This window comes from Sphingomonas sp., assembly GCF_965200105.1.
Lineage (GTDB): Bacteria > Pseudomonadota > Alphaproteobacteria > Sphingomonadales > Sphingomonadaceae > Solisphingomonas.
On record NZ_CBDATN010000003.1, the window covers coordinates 723,015 to 743,608 of the forward strand.

16 protein-coding genes and 1 tRNA gene are annotated in these 20,594 nt (G+C 69.3%); 8 read left to right on the top strand and 9 right to left on the bottom strand.

Translation table 11 applies throughout. From position 1 onward, the window contains the following. Positions 1–17 precede the first annotated feature (17 nt). Positions 18–617, bottom strand: a complete 600-nt coding sequence (locus ACOFKX_RS16435; protein ID WP_419828127.1) for a hypothetical protein — start codon at positions 615–617, stop codon at positions 18–20. A gap of 146 nt (positions 618–763) precedes the next feature. Continuing rightward, complete coding sequence (locus ACOFKX_RS16440) at positions 764–1,111, bottom strand: ArsC family reductase (RefSeq protein ID WP_419828128.1); 348 nt, start codon at positions 1,109–1,111, stop codon at positions 764–766. Between the two features lie 45 nt (positions 1,112–1,156). Here ACOFKX_RS16440 and ACOFKX_RS16445 point away from each other — a divergent pair, with 45 nt between their 5' ends. Further along, the gene (locus ACOFKX_RS16445; protein WP_419828129.1) at positions 1,157–1,666 is read left to right on the top strand and encodes a methylated-DNA--[protein]-cysteine S-methyltransferase; all 510 of its coding nucleotides are present in this window, start codon (positions 1,157–1,159) and stop codon (positions 1,664–1,666) included. A 535-nt stretch (positions 1,667–2,201) separates the two neighbouring features. Then, a complete protein-coding gene (locus tag ACOFKX_RS16450) occupies positions 2,202–3,278 on the top strand; it encodes a PA0069 family radical SAM protein (protein WP_419828130.1) in 1,077 nt (358 codons plus the stop codon). A gap of 425 nt (positions 3,279–3,703) precedes the next feature. Here the strand turns inward: ACOFKX_RS16450 and ACOFKX_RS16455 are convergent, their stop codons facing one another. Next, positions 3,704–4,588, bottom strand: a complete 885-nt coding sequence (locus ACOFKX_RS16455; RefSeq protein WP_419828131.1) for an HpcH/HpaI aldolase/citrate lyase family protein — start codon at positions 4,586–4,588, stop codon at positions 3,704–3,706. 269 nt (positions 4,589–4,857) lie between these two features. Here ACOFKX_RS16455 and ACOFKX_RS16460 point away from each other — a divergent pair, with 269 nt between their 5' ends. From ACOFKX_RS16460 to ACOFKX_RS16475, 4 genes are read left to right on the top strand one after another with little or no spacing between them, the layout of a single operon-like run. Continuing rightward, positions 4,858–8,037, top strand: coding sequence for an efflux RND transporter permease subunit (locus ACOFKX_RS16460; RefSeq protein ID WP_419828132.1), 3,180 nt, complete (start codon positions 4,858–4,860; stop codon positions 8,035–8,037). Continuing rightward, entirely contained in the window at positions 8,030–9,289 is a 1,260-nt protein-coding gene (locus tag ACOFKX_RS16465) for an efflux RND transporter periplasmic adaptor subunit (protein ID WP_419828133.1), read from the top strand. The genes ACOFKX_RS16460 and ACOFKX_RS16465 overlap by 8 nt, the downstream gene beginning before the upstream one ends. Continuing rightward, complete coding sequence (locus tag ACOFKX_RS16470; RefSeq protein ID WP_419828134.1) at positions 9,276–10,676, top strand: efflux transporter outer membrane subunit; 1,401 nt, start codon at positions 9,276–9,278, stop codon at positions 10,674–10,676. The genes ACOFKX_RS16465 and ACOFKX_RS16470 overlap by 14 nt, the downstream gene beginning before the upstream one ends. 60 nt (positions 10,677–10,736) lie before the next feature. After that, positions 10,737–11,096, top strand: coding sequence for a hypothetical protein (locus ACOFKX_RS16475; RefSeq protein ID WP_419828135.1), 360 nt, complete (start codon positions 10,737–10,739; stop codon positions 11,094–11,096). A gap of 7 nt (positions 11,097–11,103) precedes the next feature. On the opposite strand, the gene ACOFKX_RS16480 is transcribed toward ACOFKX_RS16475, so the two are convergent. The 5 genes from ACOFKX_RS16480 to ACOFKX_RS16500 all read right to left on the bottom strand — a co-directional run bounded on the left by ACOFKX_RS16480 (position 11,104) and on the right by ACOFKX_RS16500 (position 16,979). Beyond that, a complete protein-coding gene (locus tag ACOFKX_RS16480) occupies positions 11,104–13,728 on the bottom strand; it encodes a valine--tRNA ligase (RefSeq protein ID WP_419828136.1) in 2,625 nt (874 codons plus the stop codon). 43 nt (positions 13,729–13,771) lie between these two features. Next, positions 13,772–14,272 (bottom strand): DUF2497 domain-containing protein, encoded by a 501-nt coding sequence (locus tag ACOFKX_RS16485; RefSeq protein WP_419828137.1) that lies wholly within the window; start codon positions 14,270–14,272, stop codon positions 13,772–13,774. A 42-nt stretch (positions 14,273–14,314) separates the two neighbouring features. Beyond that, positions 14,315–15,748 carry a TolC family outer membrane protein gene (locus tag ACOFKX_RS16490; protein ID WP_419828138.1) on the bottom strand — a complete coding sequence of 478 codons (1,434 nt, stop codon included), beginning with the start codon at positions 15,746–15,748 and terminating at the stop codon, positions 14,315–14,317. 41 nt (positions 15,749–15,789) lie between these two features. Beyond that, complete coding sequence (locus tag ACOFKX_RS16495) at positions 15,790–16,443, bottom strand: protein-L-isoaspartate O-methyltransferase family protein (RefSeq protein WP_419828139.1); 654 nt, start codon at positions 16,441–16,443, stop codon at positions 15,790–15,792. 95 nt (positions 16,444–16,538) lie between these two features. Next, a complete protein-coding gene (locus ACOFKX_RS16500; RefSeq protein ID WP_419828140.1) occupies positions 16,539–16,979 on the bottom strand; it encodes a PilZ domain-containing protein in 441 nt (146 codons plus the stop codon). A 127-nt stretch (positions 16,980–17,106) separates the two neighbouring features. Between ACOFKX_RS16500 and ACOFKX_RS16505 the strand changes: the two genes are divergently transcribed. Further along, a tRNA-Cys gene (locus tag ACOFKX_RS16505) sits at positions 17,107–17,180 on the top strand. A gap of 70 nt (positions 17,181–17,250) precedes the next feature. Here the strand turns inward: ACOFKX_RS16505 and ACOFKX_RS16510 are convergent. Further along, positions 17,251–17,451, bottom strand: a complete 201-nt coding sequence (locus tag ACOFKX_RS16510) for a hypothetical protein (RefSeq protein ID WP_419828141.1) — start codon at positions 17,449–17,451, stop codon at positions 17,251–17,253. Positions 17,452–17,618: 167 nt separating this feature from the next. Between ACOFKX_RS16510 and ACOFKX_RS16515 the strand changes: the two genes are divergently transcribed. Continuing rightward, positions 17,619–20,585 (top strand): TonB-dependent receptor plug domain-containing protein, encoded by a 2,967-nt coding sequence (locus ACOFKX_RS16515; RefSeq protein ID WP_419828142.1) that lies wholly within the window; start codon positions 17,619–17,621, stop codon positions 20,583–20,585. Positions 20,586–20,594: the final 9 nt, after the last annotated feature.

The window sequence follows — 20,594 nt, forward strand, 5'->3', positions numbered from 1 at the left end:
CGCGACCCTCCCTCGCTTTACTGCCCGGTCGAGACGGTGGTTGTCGTCTTCTCGGTCACGCTCGCCGGGCGCGCGGCGCGACGCACGACCTTGCGGACCGCCGGACGCGCCGGCGTCACGGTCTTAGTCGTCTCGGTGCTGGTTACGGTGGCGGTGGGCGCGGGCGCCACCATCACCGGCGGCTGGGCACGCGCGGCGGCGGCGTCGGCCTGCGCCTGCATCGCCGCCTGTCCTGCCGCGTCGGCGCGCGCATTGGCATCGGCGGCCTGCGCCTGCGCGGCGGCAACGCCCGCATCGGCCTGCGCCTGGGCGGCGTCGGCGCGGCTCTTCTGCGCCTCGCCCAACGCCTGGTCGGCGAGCTGCTGCGCGCGATTGGCCTCGGCGATCGCGCGCTCCTTATGGCCGCTGGAGAGCGACTCGCGCGCAGCGCGCAGCGACGCCTCGGCGCTCGCCTGGATGCGCGGCGTGTCCCCGCCGCTCACCTTCGCGGACGCGTCGACCTTGCCCTGCGCGGTGGCGATCGCGTCCTTCGCGCGATCATGCTTTCCGGCCACCGCCGGCGAGAGCGCGAGCGTGCCGACGGCGATACCGAGCGCGAAGCGATTGAAGCGGTTCATCGAGTTCCTCCTTTTTATTAATCGCCGCAGAATGATCCGCCGACGTAACAGTTCCCGAGGCGGAACTGCATGAGTTGACTTGAACACGGTCTGACAAGGCGGCTAATATCCGGTTCATATTTATTAATTAATTACGTGAGCTGTCGCTACGCCTCCAGCGTCTCGGCATACTGGTCGGGCTGAAAGCCGACGATCCGCGCCGCGCCGGTATCGAGCACCGGGCGGCGGATCATCGACGGCTGCGCCAACATCAACTCGATCGCTTTCCTCGCGTCGATTCCCTGCTTGTCGGCATCGGGCAGCTTGCGGAAGGTCGTCCCCGAACGGTTGAGCAGCGCCTCCCAGCCCATCTCGCGCACCCAGCCCTCCAGCAAGACGCGCTCGATCCCCGCCGCCTTATAATCGTGGAAGTCGTAGCGGACGCCCTTGGCGTCGAGCCAGGCGCGCGCGCTTTTCATCGTGTCGCAGTTGCGGATGCCGTAGAGCGTCGCCATCGCCTTGTCCTTCCCGGTTCTCGTCGCGGCGGCTATGGTGGCCGCATGATGCTCGCCGCAAGCCGGATCGCGTCGCCGCTCGGCATGCTGACGCTGGTCGCGGAGGATGCCGGCCTCGTCGCCGTGCTGTGGCCGAACGAAGACGCGCGCCGAGTGCCGCTTTCGCCGACAGAGGCGCGGGCGCATCCTGTGCTGGAAAAGGCGACGCGCCAGCTCGGCGACTGGTTCGCGGGCCGAAGGCGCGACTTCGACCTGCCGCTCGCACCGCGCGGAACGCCGTTCCAACTCGCGGTATGGGACGCGCTCGCCGCCATCCCGTTCGGGAACACGCGGAGCTATGCCGCGATCGCGCGCGAGATCGGCAAGCCGGACGCGGTGCGTGCGGTGGGCGCGGCCAACGGCCGCAACCCGCTATCGATCGTGCTGCCCTGCCACCGCGTCGTGGGCTCGGCCGGCGCGCTCACCGGCTTCGCAGGCGGGCTCGCGGCGAAGCGCTGGCTGCTTGCGCACGAGGCGGCGGATATGCCGCTGTTCACGAGCGACGGCGCGATATGATGACGAGCCGCTGGAGTTGGCAAGCTCTCCGACGTTCGGGCTTGTTGTCGTTCTGTTTTTGTTCTAGCATGCCTCATGCTGAAGTCAGTTCTCTTGCTCCCGACCGCAACCGTTCCGAAGGACGGACCGGTCTGGTGCCGGCCGGCGGTAACGGCAGGCGGACCATCTTCGCAAGCGAGCGGTCGAGACGACGGCGCGGTCGATCGTCCGGCGGCTGAGCGAGCCCGGTGCGATGGCGCAGGCACGGCCGGAGCTGCTGGGTCTCTGACGTGGGTTGCGCGCGCTTCCCCCGGCCGATGGAGGTCCGGACGTAACAAGCGGTTGCCATGATCCGGGATCGCCGCTGTCGACACGAGGTCGTCACCCGTCAGGTGCGTACGTCGCGCGGGCTGTTTCTTTACCCGGTTTCCCGGGCCCCCGCTGAGCGCGCACTTCGCTGCAAGCGATGCAGCGCACGTGGGCAGCGCCGGACACTTCCCTCCGGCACCTCTGCCGCTCCTCCGAACCCTCAGCCCCTTCCCGCCGGAGACACGAGATGATGCCGCCGACCCCGGGGAGAGGTGCGATCAGCAACGCGAGGAGCACACGCTTCAATCTGCCTCAGCGGGAGGATGACGGCGATTGGCTGGATGAGCGACAAGCGATCGACGGCAAGCACCCTCGCCCAAGGACCACCGTTCAGATGGTCCGTCCGAAGACGATCATCTCTTACAATTCCAGCCCCGACATACCCTTCGATCGAAGCATCAATACCATGCAAGGCTGCGAGCATGGCTGCGTCTACTGCTTCGCGCGACCGACCCACGCCTTTCACGATCTGTCGCCGGGTCTCGACTTCGAGACGCGGCTGTTCGCCAAGCCTGACGCCGCAGCGCTGCTCGCATGGGAACTGGCGGCACCCGGCTACGAGTGCCGCCCGATCGCGCTCGGCACCAATACCGATCCTTATCAGCCCCTCGAGCGGCGCTTTCGGATTGCGCGGGCTTGCCTTGAGCTGCTTGCCGCCTGCCGGCATCCCGTCACGATCACCACCAAGTCGGATCGCATCCTCGCCGACGTCGACCTGCTGGAACGCATGGGCGCGGACGGGCTAGTCGCGGTGGCGATCTCGCTAACGTCGCTCGACGCGCGGATCGCGCGTACGCTCGAACCGCGCGCACCCCACCCAGAGCGCCGACTGGCGGCGGTAAGGAGGCTCGCCGACGCGGGCATTCCCGTCCACGTTTCGATCGCGCCCGTCGTGCCGCAGATCACCGATCACGAAATCGAGGTCTTGGTCGCGCGCGCGGCCGAGGCAGGTGCGCGCGGCGTGTTCTTCCTGCCCATTCGCCTGCCGCACGAGGTCGCGCCGCTGTTCCGCGAGTGGCTGGACGCGCACTATCCGGATCGCGCCGCCAAGGTGATGGCCACGATCCGCTCGATCCGGGGGGGCCGCGACAATGATCCGAACTTCTTCTCGCGGATGCGCGGCGGCGGCCCTTGGGCGGACCTCATCCGCCGCCGCTTCGACATTGCTTGCCGACGTGCAGGCTTCGCGTGCGAACGCTGGTCGCTGAGAACGGATCTGTTCGTGCCGCCGGCGCTCCCCGGCACGCAGATGCGACTGCTCTAGCAGGCTGTCGAAGAAGCGGTGGCGCGCCAGTTGGGACGCGACACGTCCATCGGCGGGGAGAGCCCGGAGCTGGTCACATGAGGGAGTGGGCCAAGCGTGCTCGGCCTGGCCGCGCGCCCTCCCTCCCATGCTGATTCGAAGCTCATCGGGAACGAGCATCCCGCCTTCCACCCGGCTAGGCGCGTATCGCCCGCGATCGTCGCCCGCCTCCCCGCACGCCGATCGTCGACGCAAATCAGAGGCGCTGCCATCGCCTTGCAGTCATTCGGGCGCGCGGCACCGAACGAGCGCGGCTCCGCCGGTGCTGCCCAGCGGACGCGGTCCGCTGTCTTGCGGGATCGGGTGTGTTATGCGTAGGGGTCCGTGCATCAGCCACCGATCGCCCGTCCCGCGCGATCGGGTCGCACGCATCTCTCTCTCGTGGGTCAGACATGCCCCGCCTGCCGAAGCAGCGTCTGGGCGCGCGCGAGGTACGGCCGGTCAAGCATAGTGCCCTTCCAGCCGATCGCACCGGCGCTCGGATCGGCGGCAAACAGGTCGACAATCTCGCGCGCCTCGGCGATCTCGCTCTCGGAAGGCGTGAAGGCTTCATTGATGACGCCGACTTGTGCGGGGTGGATCGCCAGCATGCCGCGGTAGCCGTCGCGTCGCACCTTCTCTGCGCGCGCGCGAAGTCCCTCGAGATCGCGGAAGTCGCTCTGGATCGTCTCGATCGCGGCCACGCCCGCCGCCGCCGCGCCAAGCAGGCAGAGGCTGCGCGCCAACTCGTAGGTGAAGCCGTAGCCGCCGTTCGGATCGCGGTTGCTGGTCGCGCCGATCGAGGCGGCGAGGTCTTCCGCCCCCCAGGTCAGCGCGACGACGCGCCGTGCGCCCTGATAGTCGCCGGTGGTGAACATCGCCGCCGCCGTCTCGGTAACGAGCACGATGACCTTGGTCGCGCCCGCCTCGACGCCGTACGCCGCCTCGAACGCGGAGAGATAGTGATCGAGCCGCTCGACGTCCGGCCGTCCGCAAGCCTTGGGCAGCATGATCCCGCCCGGCCGGCCCGGCATCACGGCGGACAGGTCGGCAAGCGTGTGCGGCCCGTCGAGCGGGTTCACGCGCACCCACAACCGCGAACGATCGCCGTCCTGCGCGTCGAGGAAGACGCGCACCGACTCTCGCGCGCGCGGCTTCTCACGCTCGGCCACCGCGTCTTCGAGGTCGATCAGCACGATGTCGGCGGGCCCCGCCACCGCCTTCGCCATCTTGCTCTCCTGATCGCCTGGGACGAACAGCCAAGATCGGGCAGTGAGCGCTTCTACGGTCATCCAAGGCATCTCCCTACGGCCTGTGTACACCTCCGGCGCCCGAAGCTTGGCCGAGAGACCGCGTATTTCGCGGGCTTGTCAACGGTGAGACAAGGCCGACACGAGTCCCGCCTAACCGGCGCGTCCGCCTCCCTCGCCTCCGCCAACGGGTGCGATGCCGGCGGCTTTCCAGCGCCGGGCACGACCGGTAAAGGGCCCGCGGTGCGTCATTTTCCCCAGCCCCGCCGTGCGATGGCGGCGCCGCCACTCTCGGATTGCTGGCCGGCGCGATGAACGGCATTGTCCGCATCGCGCTCGCGCGGCCGCTCACCTTCATCGTCATGGCCATGCTGATCGCGCTGGTCGGCGTCGGCGCGGCGGTGCGCACCCCCGTCGACATTTTCCCGAACATCGGCGTGCCGGTGATCGCGACGGCTTGGCAATATGCCGGCCTCTCGCCCGACGACATGTCCGGCCGGATCATCTCGCCGTTTGAGCGGACGCTCACCACCACCGTCAACGATATCGAGCATGTCGAGTCGACGTCGATGCAGGGCATCGGCATCGTCAAGGTGTATTTCCAGCCGGGCGTGCAGATCCCCGTCGCCACCGCGCAGGTGACGTCGATCTCGCAGACCATCCTGCGCCAGTTGCCCCCCGGACAAACGCCGCCGCTCATCCTCAACTACAACGCGTCGACGGTGCCGATCATCCAGCTCGCCGTCTCGGGCGCGGGGCTCGACGAGCAGAAGCTGTTCGACATCGCCCAGAACCAGATGCGGCCGCAGATCGTGACGGTGCCGGGCGCCGCCATGCCCTATCCTTCCGGCGGCCGGCAGCGGCAGGTGCAGGTCGATATCGATCCGCAGGCGCTCCAGTCCAAGGGGCTGTCGGCGCAGGACATCGGCAACGCGATCGCCAGCCAGAACCAGATCAACCCCGTGGGCTTCGCCAAGATCGGCAGCTTCCAGTACAATGTCGAACTCAACAACACGCCGAGCGCGATCGAGGATTTCAACAACCTGCCCGTGCGCACCGTGGGCGGCGCCACCATCTTCCTGCGTGACGTCGCCCATGTCCGCGACGGTTCGGCGCCGCAGCAGAACATCGTCCATGTCGACGGCAAGCGTTCGGTGCTGCTCACCGTGCTGAAGAACGGCAAGAACTCGACGCTTTCGATCGTGCAGGGCGTCAAGGACAAGCTGCCCGGCATCACCGCCACGCTGCCCAAGCAGCTCAAGGTCAAGCCGGTGGGCGACCAGTCGCTGTTCGTGCGCGCCGCGATCGAGGGCGTGGCGCGCGAGGGGCTGATCGCCGCCGCGCTCACCGCTCTGATGATCCTGCTGTTCCTGGGCTCTGCGCGATCGACGCTGATCGTCGCGACGTCGATCCCGCTCGCGGTGCTGTTCTCGATCATCTTCCTGGCGGCGACGGGCAACACGCTCAACATCATGACGTTGGGGGGCCTGAGCCTCGCGGTTGGCATCCTCGTCGACGAGGCTACCGTCACGATCGAGAGCATCACCTACCATCTGGAGCAGGGCAAGGAGGTGGTGCAGGCGATCCTGGACGGATCGAAGCAGATCGTGGTGCCCGCCTTCGTGTCGCTGCTGTGCATCTGCGTGGTGTTCATCCCCATGTTCTTCCTGCCCGGCGTCGCCGGCTACCTGTTCCAACCGCTGGCGCTGGCGGTGGTGTTCGCGATGATCGGATCGTTCATCCTGTCGCGCACGCTGGTGCCCACGATGGCGATGTACCTGCTCAAGAAGCACGAGGATCGCGATCATCGGGAGCGCCCGAAGAACATCTTCTCCCGCTTCCAGCGCGGCTTCGAGCATCGCTTCGAGCGTGCGCGCGCCGGCTATGGCGGGCTGCTGGAAAAGGCGCTCGACGCGCGGCTGCTGTTCGGGGGCATCTTCCTGGGCGTCGTGCTGCTGTCGTTCCTGCTGGTGCCGTTCCTGGGGCGTAACTTCTTCCCGTCTGTGGACGCGGGGCAGATCACGCTCCACGTCCGCGTGCCGATCGGATCGCGCATCGAGGACACCTCGGCACGCTTCGACCGGATAGAGCGCGAGATCCGCCGCATGATCCCCGCCGCCGAACTCGCGACGATCGCGGACAATGTCGGCCTGCCCGTCTCGTCGATCAACACGACCTACAACAACTCGGGCACGGTCGGCCCGGAGGATGGCGACATCCTCATCACGCTCGCCGAGAAGCACCGCCCGGTGACCGACTATCAGCGCGTGATGCGGACGAAGCTGCCGCAGCTCTTTCCGGGCGTGAGCTTCGCCTTCCTTCCGGCCGACATCACTAGCCAGATCCTGAACTTCGGCTCGCCCGCGCCGATCGACGTGCGGATCACGGGCAAGAACAAGAAGGGGAACATGCAGCTCGCCGAGACGCTGCTCGCACGTATCCGGCGCGTACCCGGCGCGGCCGACGTGCGCATCCAGCAATCCGGCCACTATCCCGAGCTGCGCGTCACTGCCGATCGATCGCGCATCGGCCAATTGGGCCTCACCGAACGCGATGTCACCAATTCGGTCGCCACCGCGCTCGCCGGCACGTCGACCACCGCTCCCGTCTACTTCGTCAACCCGGAGAACGGCGTCTCCTACCCGGTGGTCGCGCAGACGCCGGAATACCGGATCGGCTCGCTCAACGATCTCGCCAACATCCCCGTCACCGCCGCCAACCAGCCGCCGCAGGTGCTGGGCGGTGTGGCGACGATCAAGCGGGACACGATGAGCGCGGTCGTCAACCACTACGACATCCAGCCGCAGATCGACCTCTACCTGTCGCCCGCCGACCGCGACCTCGGCGCGGTGGCGGGCGAGATCGACGACATCGTCAAGCAGATGAAGAAGGACAAGCAGGTTCCGAAGGGCGTCACCGTCACCATCGGCGGCCAATACAAGACGATGACGACCGCGTTCCGGGGGCTGTTCATCGGCCTCGCCGGCGCGATCGTGCTCATCTACCTGCTGATCGTCGTCAACTTCCAGAGCTGGCGCGACCCGCTGGTCATCATCATGGCGCTACCCGGCGCCATCGCGGGGATCATCTGGATGCTGTTCCTGACGGGCACCACGCTGTCGGTGCCGGCGCTGATCGGCGCGATCATGTGCATGGGCGTGGCCACCGCCAACTCGATCCTGGTCGTCAGCTTCGCACGCGAACGGCTCGACGAGCTCGACGACGCCAGGAAGGCGGCGTTGGAGGCGGGCATGACGCGCTTCCGCCCGGTGCTGATGACGGCGGGGGCGATGATCATCGGCATGGTCCCCATGGCGCTGGGCCTCGGCGAAGGCGGCGAGCAGAATGCGCCGCTCGGCCGCGCCGTGATCGGCGGGCTGCTCGTCGCCACCTTCGCGACGCTGATGTTCGTGCCCGTCGTCTTCTCCTGGGCGCACCGCAAGGGAAAGCCCGAGCCCGCCGGCGCCCGGCTGGAGAAAGCCCATGCCTGACGCCGACACGCAGGAACAGGACGCCCCGCACTTCGACACCGCGCCGCCCCCGGCGAGCCGCACGTTGAGGATCGCCGCGATCCTCGGCGTCGTGCTGCTGCTCGCGTTGGCGATCTTCGGCATCCTGTCGCGCCGCCATCACGAGCAGTCGCTGCGAGAGACGACCGACACCGCCGCCGTGCCCATCGTCTCTGTCTTCCACCCCAAGCCGACGACGGGCACCAGCCAGCTCATCCTGCCCGGCAACGTCCAGGCCTATAGCAGCGCGGCGGTGAACGCGCGCACCAACGGCTATGTCCGGCAATGGTATGCCGACATTGGCTCGCGGGTGGCGGCGGGGCAGCTCCTCGCGGTGATCGACGCGCCCGAGGTGGAGCAGCAGCTCGCGCAGGCCAAGGCCGATCTCCAGACCGTCAAGGCCAACCAGGATCTCGCGCAGGTGACGGCGACGCGCTGGATCGCGCTTCAGAAGCAGGATGCCGTCTCCCAGCAGGAGACCGACGAGCGCGTCGGCGATCTCGCCGCGCGCAAGGCGGCGACTAACGCGTCGGCCGCCAACGTGCGGAGGCTGCAGGCGCTGATCGGCTTCACGCGGATCACGGCGCCGTTCACTGGCATCGTCACCAGCCGCGCCACGCAGATCGGCCAGCTCGTCACCTCCGGCAATGCGTCCGCGCAGCCGTTGTTCACCGTGTCCGACATCCGGCGCGTCCGCATCTACGTGCGCGTGCCGCAGCTCTACTCGGCGCAGGTGCGGCCGGGCATGACGGTGGACCTCTCGCTGCCCGAGTACGCGGGCCGCACCTTCAAGGCGACACTGACGCGCACGGCAGAAGCCGTCGACCAGGCGTCGGGCACCGAGCTCGTCGAGCTTCAGGCACCCAATCCGGACGGCGCGCTAAAGCCCGGCGCCTATGCGCAGGCGCATTTCCCGATCGCCGGTGCCTCCAACAGCGTCACCATCCCCGCCAGCGCGCTCGTCTTCCGAGGCGACGGGACCGGCGTCGCGGTGGTCGACGGGCGGGGCCGCGTGACGCTGAAGCCCGTGACGATCGGCGTCGATCGCGGCTCTACGCTGGAGATCACCGCCGGCCTCACCACCCGCGACACCGCGATCGACAGCCCGCCCGATTCGCTCGCCACTGGAGACCATGTGCGCGTGCAGCGTCAGCCGCCCGGCAAGCCGGGGCCGGGAAGCCAAGGCGGCGACGCCGATGCCGGCGGCAAGAAGGGTGGCGATGCGGAAGGCTGAGGCGGCGCTCCTCTCAGGCCTGCTGGCGCTCGCCGGCTGCGACCTCGCGCCCCGCTACGCCGCCCCGCCGATAGCGGTGCCGTCGAGTTGGAAGGAGGTGCCCGCCGGCTGGCAGGCCGCCGAGCCCTCCGCCGCCACGCTGCCGCCGTCCTGGTGGGGCGCGTTCGGCGATCCGGTGCTGAACGATCTCGAAGCGCGGGTGGAGGCGGCCAACCCCTCGCTCGCCGCCTCCCTCGCCCGCTATGACGCGGCGCTGGGCGAGCTCGGCGTCTCTCGCGCGGACCTGTTCCCGACCGTGACCATCGGCGGCAACGCCGAGCGGACACGCACGTCGGGCAACACCCTCTCGGTCGCGGGCGGACGGGCCTACGACCTGTACGCGGTGCAGGGCTCGCTCGCCTATGAAATCGACCTGTTCGGGCGCGTCCGCAACCAGATCCGCTCCAGCCGAGGCGAGGTCGAAGCGAGCGCGGCCGACGTGCGCGGTGTCAGGCTGGGCCTCCAGGCGCAGCTCGCCTCCACCTACTTCCAGCTACGTGGCGCCGACGCGCGGCTGAAGCTGCTCGGCGAGACGGTGCAGGCGTTCGATCGCGCCTACCAGCTCACCGTCACGCGCCACGAGGGCGGCATCGCCTCCGGCCTCGACACCAACCGCGCGCGGACCCAACTCTCCGCCGCGCGCGCCGAGATCGCTGCTACGCAGGCGCAGCGCGCGACCTATGAACACGCTATCGCCGCGTTGGCAGGCACCGCCCCCGCGGGCTTCGCCCTGCCGCCGATCGCGGGCGATGTCCCAACTCCGCCTGTGGTGCCCGCCGGCCTGCCTTCCACGCTGCTCGAACGCCGCCCCGACGTCGATGCCGCCGAGCGCCGCGCCTACGCCGCCAACCGCGACATCGGCGTCGCACGCGCCGCGTTGTTCCCGGCGTTGACGCTGGGCGCGGACGGCGGCTTCCAGAGCACGGGCGCGCGGCTGATCTCGGCGGCGAGCAGTTTCTGGGCGCTCGGCCCGGCGTCCGCCGCGCTCACCATCCTCGACGGCGGGGCGCGACGGTCCCGCGTGAGGATCGCGCGCGCGCGCTTCGACGAGGCGGCGGCGAACTACAAGCAGACGGTGCTCACCGCGCTGCGCGAGGTGGAGGACGATCTCGCCCAGTCGCGCGATCAGGCGCGGCAGGAGCGCGACCTCGCCGACGCGGCGCAGGCTGCCGACCGCACCAACGCGCTGGCGCTGATCCGCTACCGCGACGGCGCGTCGGACTTCCTGGAGGTGGTGACCGCGCAGACCGCCGCGCTCGACACCCGGCGATCGCTGATCGAACTGAGGACGCAACGCCTGGCCACTGCGGTCGACACCGTGCGCGCGCTCGGCGGTCCCGTCGCCTGACCGCAACGAAGCGCCCTCGCCTTCGTTCGGCGGCAGACGTCTTCGACAGGGGATCACGACATGACACGAGGGACGTGGGCGCTGGCAGCGCTGGTGGTGCTGGCCGCCTGCAAGGGGCCGGCGCAGAAGGCGGGCGAGGAGAAGGACAAGCAGGCGGCGGCGACCGCGGGCGTCGCCTATGACGGCTCGGGACCCAACGAGGCGATCGGCCGGCGTCAGGATCAGGCCGCCGACGCCGCGCATGATGCGGGCGAGGCCAATGCGCGCGCGCTCCGCCGCGAAGGCGACGCCGTCCGTGATCGCGCCAAGGTAAACGCCGAGCGGCTGGAGCAGCAGGCGAAGGCGATCCGCCGCGCCGCCGACGATCAGGCCGACGCGCTCGACACCCGCGCCAAGCAAGCCGCCGCGACCAAGCCCTAAGTCGGCGTCAGCCCAGCCGCGCGAGCGCGGCGTTCAGCCGCTCCGCCTCGGCCGCCTTGTCGGCATGGTCTGCGCGCGCCTTCTCGACCGCCTCGGGCTTGGCGCGCTCGACGAAGCTCGGATTGCCGAGCCGCGTGGCGAGCGCGTCACGCTCCTTGGCGGCGGCGGTGCGCCCCTTCTCCAGCCGTGCGCGCTCGGCGGCGAGGTCGATCACGCCCTCGAGCGGCAGCACGAATGTCGCCTCGTCGACTACGATCTGGGCCGCCGCGCCAGCAGGCGCGACAACGTCGGAGGGGTCGATCCGCGCCAGCCGCGCCAGCGCCGCCGCCTGTTTCGCCACGCGCGCCTGCGTCATATCGCCGGCTTCGCGCAGGTGCATGGCGAGCCTCGCACCCGGCGGCACGTTGAGTTCCGCGCGGGCTGCGCGTACTTCGCTCACCAGCCGGATCAGCCAGTCGATTTCGCGCGCCGCCTCGGGATCAAGCGCGCGGGCGTCGGCCATCGGCCATCGTGCGGCGATCAGCTCGACGGGCCGCTCGCCCATTGCGTGCCACAGCTCCTCGGTAACGAAGGGCATGAACGGGTGGAGCATGACGAGGATCTGGTCGAACGCCCACGCCGCGACCGCCCTGGTCTCGGCATCGACCGCGCCTTTCACCAGCTCGACATACCAGTCGCAGAAGCGCGACCACACAAACTGGTAGAGCGTATTGGCCGCCTCGTCGAAGCGCAGGTCGGCTAGCGCCAGGTCGAGCGCCTGCACGCAGGCCACCGTCTCCGCGACGATCCACCGGTTGACGGGCAGCGCCGCCGCCGGCGGCTCCAGCGTCGCGGACGCACCGACGCCGTTGGCCTGGAGGAAGCGCGCCGCGTTCCACAGCTTCGTCGCGAAGTTGCGGTATCCCTCGACGCGCTTCTCGTCCAACTTGATGTCGCGTCCCTGGCTTTCCATCGCCGCCAGCGTGAAGCGCAGCGCGTCGGCGCCGTAGCGATCGATCAGGCCGAGCGGATCGATCGTGTTGCCCTTGGACTTAGACATCTTGGCGCCCGTCGCATCGCGGACGAGGCCATGCAGGTAGAGCGTGCGGAACGGCACGTCGCCCATCAGCCGTATCCCCTGCATCGCCATCCGCGCGTCCCAGAAGAACAGGATGTCGAAGCCCGAGACCAGCACGTCGTTGGGGTAGCGCGCTGCGGCGCGGGGATCGGCGTCCGGCCAGCCCAGCGTCGCGAACGGCCACAGCGCGGAGGAGAACCAGGTGTCGAGTACGTCTTCGTCGCGGGTAAGCGCGCGCTGCGTGCCGGCCTTCGCCTTGGCCGCCACCTCGTCCGCCGCCACGAAGACGTTGCCGTCCTCGTCGTACCAAGCCGGTATCCGGTGCCCCCACCAGAGCTGGCGCGAGACGCACCAGGGCTGGATGTTCTCCAGCCAGTTGTACCAAGTCTTGGCCCAGCTCTCGGGCACCACCTTGATGCGACCGTCGCGCACCGCCTCGATCGCGGGCCTGGCGAGCGTCGCGGCATCGACATACCATTGGTCGGTGAGCCACGGCTCGATCACCGCGCCGGAGCGGTCGCCGAACGGCGTGGCGATGGTTCGATCCTCGACGTGGCTGAGCGCGCCTTCCGCCTCCAGCCGCTCGACCACCGCGCGCCGCGCCTCGAAGCGGTCGAGCCCGACCAGATCGACGGGCACCAGCCCGTCGGCGGTCTGGACGACGCGCGCATCGGCATCAAGCATGTTGAGCATATCGGCGGCCGCGATCCCGGCGCGCCTGCCCACCTCGAAATCGTTGAAGTCGTGCCCCGGCGTGATCTTCACCGCGCCCGAGCCGAGCTCGGGATCGGCATGCTCGTCGGCGACGATCGGGATCAGCCGTCCGGTGATCGGCAGCCGCACGCGCTTGCCGACCAGCGCCGCGTAGCGTTCGTCGGAGGGATGCACCGCCACCGCCATGTCGGCGAGCATCGTCTCGGGCCGCGTGGTGGCGACCGAGATCGCGCCCGAACCATCCTCCAGCGGATAAGCAAGGTGCCAGAACTTGCCCGCCACCTCGCGCGTCTCGACCTCAAGATCGGAGATCGCGGTGCGCAGGCCGGGATCCCAGTTCACCAGCCGCTTGTCGCGGTAGATCAGCCCCTCCTCGTAGAGCTTCACGAAGACGTGCGTCACCGCCTTCGAAAAATGCGGGTCCATCGTGAACTGCTCGTTCGACCAGTCGCACGAGGCGCCCAGCCGGCGGAGCTGGCCGGTGATGGTGCCGCCGCTCTCGCGCTTCCACTCCCACACCTTGTCGATGAAGGCCTCGCGCGAGAAGTCGGCGCGCTTCTCGCCCCGCGCGTCCATCTGCCGCTCCACCACCATCTGCGTGGCGATGCCGGCGTGGTCGGTGCCCACCACCCACAACCCGTCGCGGCCCTTCAGCCGCGCGTGACGGACGAGGATGTCCTGCAGCGTGTTGTCGAGCGCGTGGCCGATGTGCAGCGAGCCCGTGACGTTGGGCGGCGGCATGACGAGCGTGAACGGCTCGGCGCCCGGCCGATCGGGGCGGAACAGCCCGCGCTCCTCCCAGTGCGCGTACCAGCGCGCCTCGATGCTGGGCGGGTCGAAGGTCTTGGGAAGATCGCTCATGATGCGGCGCGCCTAGCAGGCGCGCGCGGCACAAGCCAAGGCGTCAGCCGCGCCCGGAGATCCGCCGCACCTCGGTGGTGACGATGCGCTCGACGATCGCGGGCAGCTCGCGATCGAGCCAATCGCTGAGCATCGGGCGGAGCATCTCGCCCATGAACGCCTCGATGGTACGCTCGCGCGGCGCCTCCTCGCGGGGCGCCTGGGCGAGTGCTGCAAAGGCGTGCCGGCTCGCCTGTTCGGCGTTGGCGGAGAGGATGGAAGCGGCCTGCCAGCCGATCGGCGCCACCATCGGGCTGGTCAGCTCCAGCACGTCGGGCTCGTCCTCGATCTCGGCTTCGGGCGCGGGCTCCTCCTCGGGCATGGCCTCCACGGCAGGCTCCGCCTCCGGCTCGTCCTCGATCGCCGGCTCGGGCGGCAGCACCGACTCAGGCGCGGGCTCCGGGTCCGGCACCGCGACGGGGCCCCGGCGGACCCGTGGCGGCGGCGGCGCGGCCTCGCCATCCTCGGCGATGATGCGCTTGATGGAGGCCAGTATGTCCTCCATCGACGGTTCCTGGATCGGCTGCCCCATGCGCCCGATGATTCCCTATTTCGCGAGCGGTGTCACCGGTGGAATTTCGGGCGGCACCGCCGGCCCGTAGGTGGGCCGCGTGGTCGCAACCGGCGTAGGATCAGTGGCGAAGTCCGAGATACTGCGACGCGTGCGCGCGTAGTGCACCTGCGGATCGTAGAGCGGCCCGCCCGCGAGCCCAAGCCGGCGATAATTGACGAGCCCCATCGCGTTCAGGAGCTGGAAGCCCGAAATATAGGCATCGTGCTGCGCAGAGACGAGCGTCACCTTGCTGGACAGCAGCTCCTGCTCGCCGTTGAGCACATCGAGCACCTGGCGCAGGCCCACGCTCTGCTCGGCGCGCAATCCCTCCAGCGCCAGCGTGTTCGCGCGCACCTGCTCGCCGCTCGATCGCTCGGTGTCGATCAGCGCGCGGTAATTCGAGAAGGTGGCGCGCACCGTCGCCACGACCTGCCGCTCCGTGGCGACCTGCTGCTCCAGGGCCTGGCTCTCGAACGCCTGGGCCTGGCGGACCTGCGCGCCCACGAGCCCCCCCTGGTAGAGCGGCAGCGTCAGCGTCGCGCCGACCGTCGCATAGTCGCCCTTCACCGCGCCGCCGCGAATGCCAGAGAGGCCCCCGCCCGCCGGATCGTCGTAGCGATAGTAGCTCTCGCTCGCGGAGGCCGACACCGTCGGGTTGCGGTTGGCCCGCGCGGCGGAAACGTCGGCGCGATAGGCCATCACCTGCTCGGCGGCCGCCGCGATATCCGGATTCTCGTCGAGCGCGGTAGCCTCCGCCCGGTCCGCGTCGGCGGGAAGAAGCGGCATGACGGGAGGCTGCTCCAGCACGCCGGCGGCCTGGCCGATCGTCGCGCGGTAATTCTCTTCGCTGGCGGTGAGTGTCGCGCGTGCGGCGGCGAGCTGGCTCCGCGCGCCTTCCAGCCGCGCCTTCGATTGCGCGACGTCGGTGCGCGTCAGGTCTCCCGCCTGGAAACGGTCGTTCGTTGCCTGGAGGTTGGTTTCCAGAACCCGCACATTGTTGAGGTTGAGGTCGACGATCGCGCGGTCGCGCAGCACGTCCATATAGGCCGATACCGCCTGCACGAAGACGTCGCCCTCGGTCGCGCGGAGCGACTGCTGGCCGCTCTTCACGCGCGCGTCGGCCGCGCGCAGCGCGTTCTTCACCCGACCGCCCTGCCACACCGGCACGCTCAGCGATCCGCCGACCTGCGTGATGCGGCCGAAGCCGTTGAACTGCTGATAGTTGCGCACGCCCTGCGTGAGCTGACCGTTGACCCCGGCATTGGGCAAGCCCTGCGCACGGACGATGCCATATTGCTCGTCGGTCGCGCGCAGGCCCGCGCGCTGCGCCGCGAGCGTGGGATTGTTGACGTAGGTCGCCGCCAGCGCCTCGGCGAGCGTGGTCGCGCCCGCGGGTGCCGCGCCGGCGAACCCCGCGGCCGCGAGCATCGCCCACCCCCTGCTCCCGCCACGCACCCCCCGGTCCGCGGCTAGAAGCTGAAGGCCGGCTCGGGCGCGAAGCCCGGCAGAGTCGCCATTTCGAACTCGGCGAACGGCACGAGGCCGAGCGCCCCGGCAGCGCGCCGCCCCACCACCAGCCGACTGACGCCGCGATCGATGACCGCGCCGACCAGCCGCCCGTCCTGCTTGAGCAGGCCTGCGAATGGCTGCGGCACGCGCTCCGCCGCGCCGTCGAGATAGATGAGGTCGTAGGGCGCACCCCCGGCCCAGCCCCCGGCGAGCGGCCCTTCGACGAGGTCGACGCCGGCCACGCCGTCGAGCGCCGCGCGGCTGCGCGCGGCCAGAGCGTCGTCGCTCTCAAGCGCCGTGACCAGCGCGCCCATCGTCGCGAGCAGCGCCGCGACATAGCCGGTCGCGGCACCGACCAGCAGCACGCGCTCGCCCGTAGCCACCCGCGCCGCGTCGAGCAGCCGACCGGTAGCAATCGCCGGGTTGAGCGCGCGGCCGCCACCCAGCGGCACCACCGTGTCGCGGTAGCAGGACGCGGCCTGTCGCGGCTCCACGAAGCGTTCGCGCGGCACTTCCGCCATCGCCCACAGCACGCGGGCGTCGGTGACGGAGTTGGTGCGGAGCTGGCTGTCCACCATGCGCCGTCGCACATCCTTGAACTCGAGACCGTCCATGTCGCGATCCTCGCACAACTGTATTAGTATGGCAATACACGCCAGACATGGTCATTACGGCGGCGAACGGCCGGCGGCAACGCCCGGCGGATCGTTCAGGCGGTGAGGTAGAGGAGCAACGCCAGTATCGTCCAGGCCCCCGCCCCCGCCGATCCGGCCAGCAACAGCGAGGTACGGGGCGACGGCCCGACGGCCATCGACGGCGTCGGGAACAGCGGCTCGACGTTTGAGGCATCGGGATCGAGCGCGGCTACCATCGCGTGAGGAAGCGGCTGCAGGAAGGCGAAGCCGTGGCGGCGGCCCGCTTGGCGAACGACGACCGCGGCGTGAGGTCCCAAGCGTGCGACCGCGACGCGCACTCGCACGCCGACGGCGAGGCCGAGATCCGCGGGAAGTTCGGCGAGGAAGCCGGTGGTCGAGATGTCGAGGATCGTCACGTCCACCGCGCCGTCGTCTTGCCCGCGCATCGTCGCGGCGAGCCGGATGGCACGCCGCAGAGCTCCCCGCCCGGGTGTCAGCGTCGCCGCCAGCCGCATCTGCCGCCCTCCTGCTGTTCCTGGGCGCGCAGCATGACAGCGAGGAGTTGACCAATGGCAAACGTCGATCGGGGCGCGAGTGCCAGGCTTGACCTCGCGCTCGTTCCCCCGCATGGCGCTCAGCTCCGGCCCGATGGCGGAGTGGTTACGCACCGGACTGCAAATCCGTTTACGCCGGTTCGATTCCGGCTCGGGCCTCCACCCCTCTCCCGCCCCGAACCGCGCTGACTGGCCACGGCACCCTACATGGTGGCGACCAGTACGCGGAAGCTCAGCTGTCCTTGAGCGTGACTGGCCGGGGGTCGCGTATCGCGCGCGCGAACAGAAACGCTACCGACAGCCAGGCCGCCGCGTTGAGGCCGCCCTCGAAGCCGCCGGCGCGCTGCCAGCGGGCGAGCGGCTCCTCGATGTCAACGCCGAACTGATCGGCAAGATCGGCGGCGCGCGCGGCGATGGTGGTGAGATGCGACATGGCGTGTTCAGTACAGCAAACTTCCTAATTCATGTTGAACGGCCCGCGTCGGCCTCTCGCCGCAGGTAAACAACGTTACCTGATCGCGACCGCGGACTTGACCATCGATGGGCGAGCGTGCTGATCCACGCCATGTCGCGGAAAAGTCCGGACATCGGGGGGTCGTGATGCTTGATAGGTTCGCCGTTCGCACGCTCGCGCTCGGGGCGGCGCTGGCGCCTGCCCTCGTCGCCGCACAGACGAGCAATCAGGCGGCGTCGCCGGCGATCACGGGCGCACCCACCGCCGCGGATGCGGCTTCCAAGCAGACGAAGGGCGACGAGATCGTCGTCACCGGCTCGCGTATCGCGCGTACCGAGTTCGCGGCGCCCAACCCGATCGTCTCGTTCAACGCCGCCGCGATCGAGCAATCCGGCAACACCAACATCACCAACTTCCTCCAGCGCGTGCCCGCGCTCACCGGCTCGCGCGACAGCACGCAGTCGGCCGGCGGCAACGCGGTGTCGCGTAACCCGCCATTCGGGCAAGCCGGCCTCAACAACCTCAACCTGCGCAATCTCGGCACCGATCGGACGCTGGTGCTGGTGAACGGCCGCCGCCACGTCGCGGGATCGCCCAACACCGCCGCCGTCGACATCAACAGCATCCCCACCGACCTCATCCAGAGCGTGGACGTGCTCACCGGCGGCGCGTCCGCGGTCTACGGCGCGGACGGCGTCTCGGGCGTCGTCAACTTCATCCTGAAGCGCAACTATGACGGCATCTCGGCGCGCACGCAGATGGGCGTCTCCAGCCGGGGCGACGGCGCCAACAAGTTCGTCTCGATCATCGCGGGCCGCAACTTCGCCGGCGATCGCGGCAACGTGACGCTGGGCTACGAGTACAACCGCGACGAGCGCGTCGAGAATGACGATCGCTCCTACCTGCGGCAGAACCGGCGCCGCTACCTGATCCCCAACGACGCGGACGTGAACGGCGATCCGAACATCCCCGACAACGTGCTGGTCGGCGACCTGCGCTATCCAGCCGAGTCGCCGCTGGGCTCGGTGTTCATCGGAGCCGAGGCCAATCCTCGCTTCGACGGGCTCGGCCGCGCGTACGACAACGGCACGCCCGCCGCCTATTACGGCACGGGCGGGGTCAACACCGGCGTCGCGGGCTTCTACTCGGGCGACCTTTTCCCGCAAATCGAGCGGCACGACGTCAACCTGCTCGCGCACTACGATTTTTCGGATGCGTTCAAACTGTCGTTCGAAGGCAAGTACGCGCAGACGCGCGCCAAGACCTTCGACTACTTCACCGGCACCTATTATTATCCGATCGCGCTCGATAATCCGTTCATCCCGGCTGCGGTCCGCGATGCGGCGGCGCTCGACGGATCGGACAGCGTCCATGTCAACCGCGACAATCTCGATTATGGCCGCCATGGCGAGCGCGACCTCAGGCGCACCTACCGCGCGGTGATCGACGCCGCCGGCCGCATCTCGGATCACGCGACCTACGACGTCTATTACGAATATGGCCGCACCACCGCGCGCATCACCAAGCTCAACGATCGGCTGAACGATCGCTACGTCGCGGCGCTGGACGCCGTCACCGATCCCGCGACGGGCCGGCCGACCTGCCGTTCGAACCTCGATCCGACCGCGCTGCTCACCCCCGCCGTCACCTTCACGCCGGGCGCGAACAGCGGCTGCGTGCCCGTCAGCCTGTTCGGCGCGGGCCCCGCGAGCGCCGCGGCGCTGGCCTTCTTCCGCACCAACGACACCAGCCACGCCCGCGTGACCCAGCAGGTGGCGGACGCGTCGGTCAGCGGCGATTTCGGCCAGTTCTTCTCGCTGCCCGGCGGACCGGTGCAATTCTCGTTCGGCGGCGAGTATCGCCGCGAGAGCAGCAGCTTCCAGCCGAGCACCGCTTTGCTGAACGCGCTGTTCTTCCCCGGCGACGAGCCATCGCTCGTCACGCCATCGGGCGGCCACTTCGACGTCAAGGAAGCGTTCGGCGAACTGAACGCGCCGATCCTGAAGGACGTGCCGTTCGCGCAGACGCTCGCGGTGGGCGCCGCCGGCCGCTACTCGCACTACTCGACGGTGGGCGACACCAAGACGTGGCAGGTGAACGGTGTATATGCGCCGATCCGCGACATCACCTTCCGCGGCAGCTACGGCAAGGCGGTGCGCGCGCCCAACATCGGCGAGCTGTTCCAGCCGACCACCGGATCGTCCGAGTTCTTCATCGATCCCTGCACGCCCGACGAGATCGGCAACGGCACCCAGTACCGCGCCGGCAACTGCGCCACGTCGCTCGCGGCGGTGGGGGCGAGCGTGTCTCCCAGCCTGCAGACCGGCAACAACATCATCGGTTCGCTCTCCGGCAACACCGGCCTGAAGGCCGAGACGGCGCGGACATGGACCGGCGGCGTCGTACTGCGCCCGCGCTTCATCCGCGGCTTCACGGTCTCGGTCGACTGGTACGACATCAAGCTCAGGAACGCGATCAACACCGTCGCGGCGGCGCAGCTCGCCTCCTTGTGCGTCGATCAGCCGACGCTCGACAACGCCTTCTGCGGATCGATCACGCGCGCGCGGGGCACGGGCATCATCAACGGCTTCCGGCTGCGGCCCGAGAACGTGGCCGCGTTCCGCACGTCGGGCGCGGACCTCAATCTCGACTACGCCATCCGCACCGCGCGCGTCGGCACCTTCGACATCCGGCTGGTCGGCGGCTACCTCCACAAGCTCGACTTCGTCGGCATCCCGGGCGCGGACGTGATGACGCGGCTGGACACCTTCCTGCAACCGCGCTGGAACGGCAATTTCTCGCCGACTTGGACGATGGGCCGGGTGACGGTGAACTATAATTTCCGCTTCACCGACGGCGTCCGCCTGACCTTGCCATCGGGCGCTCCGGCGCCGGCGGGCTACGCGCCCGACAACCTGCTGCGCTACAGCCCGCTCCTCCAGCACGATCTCCAGGTGCAGGTGGAGACGGCGAACGGGTTCGCCTTCTACACGGGCGTCACCAACCTCACCGATCAGAAGCCCGATCCGGGCAACTCGACCAACAATCCGATCTCGCCGCTCGGGCGCTTCCTGTACGTCGGCGCGAAGGTGAGCCTCGGCGGGAAGTCCTGAGCCGGTCCG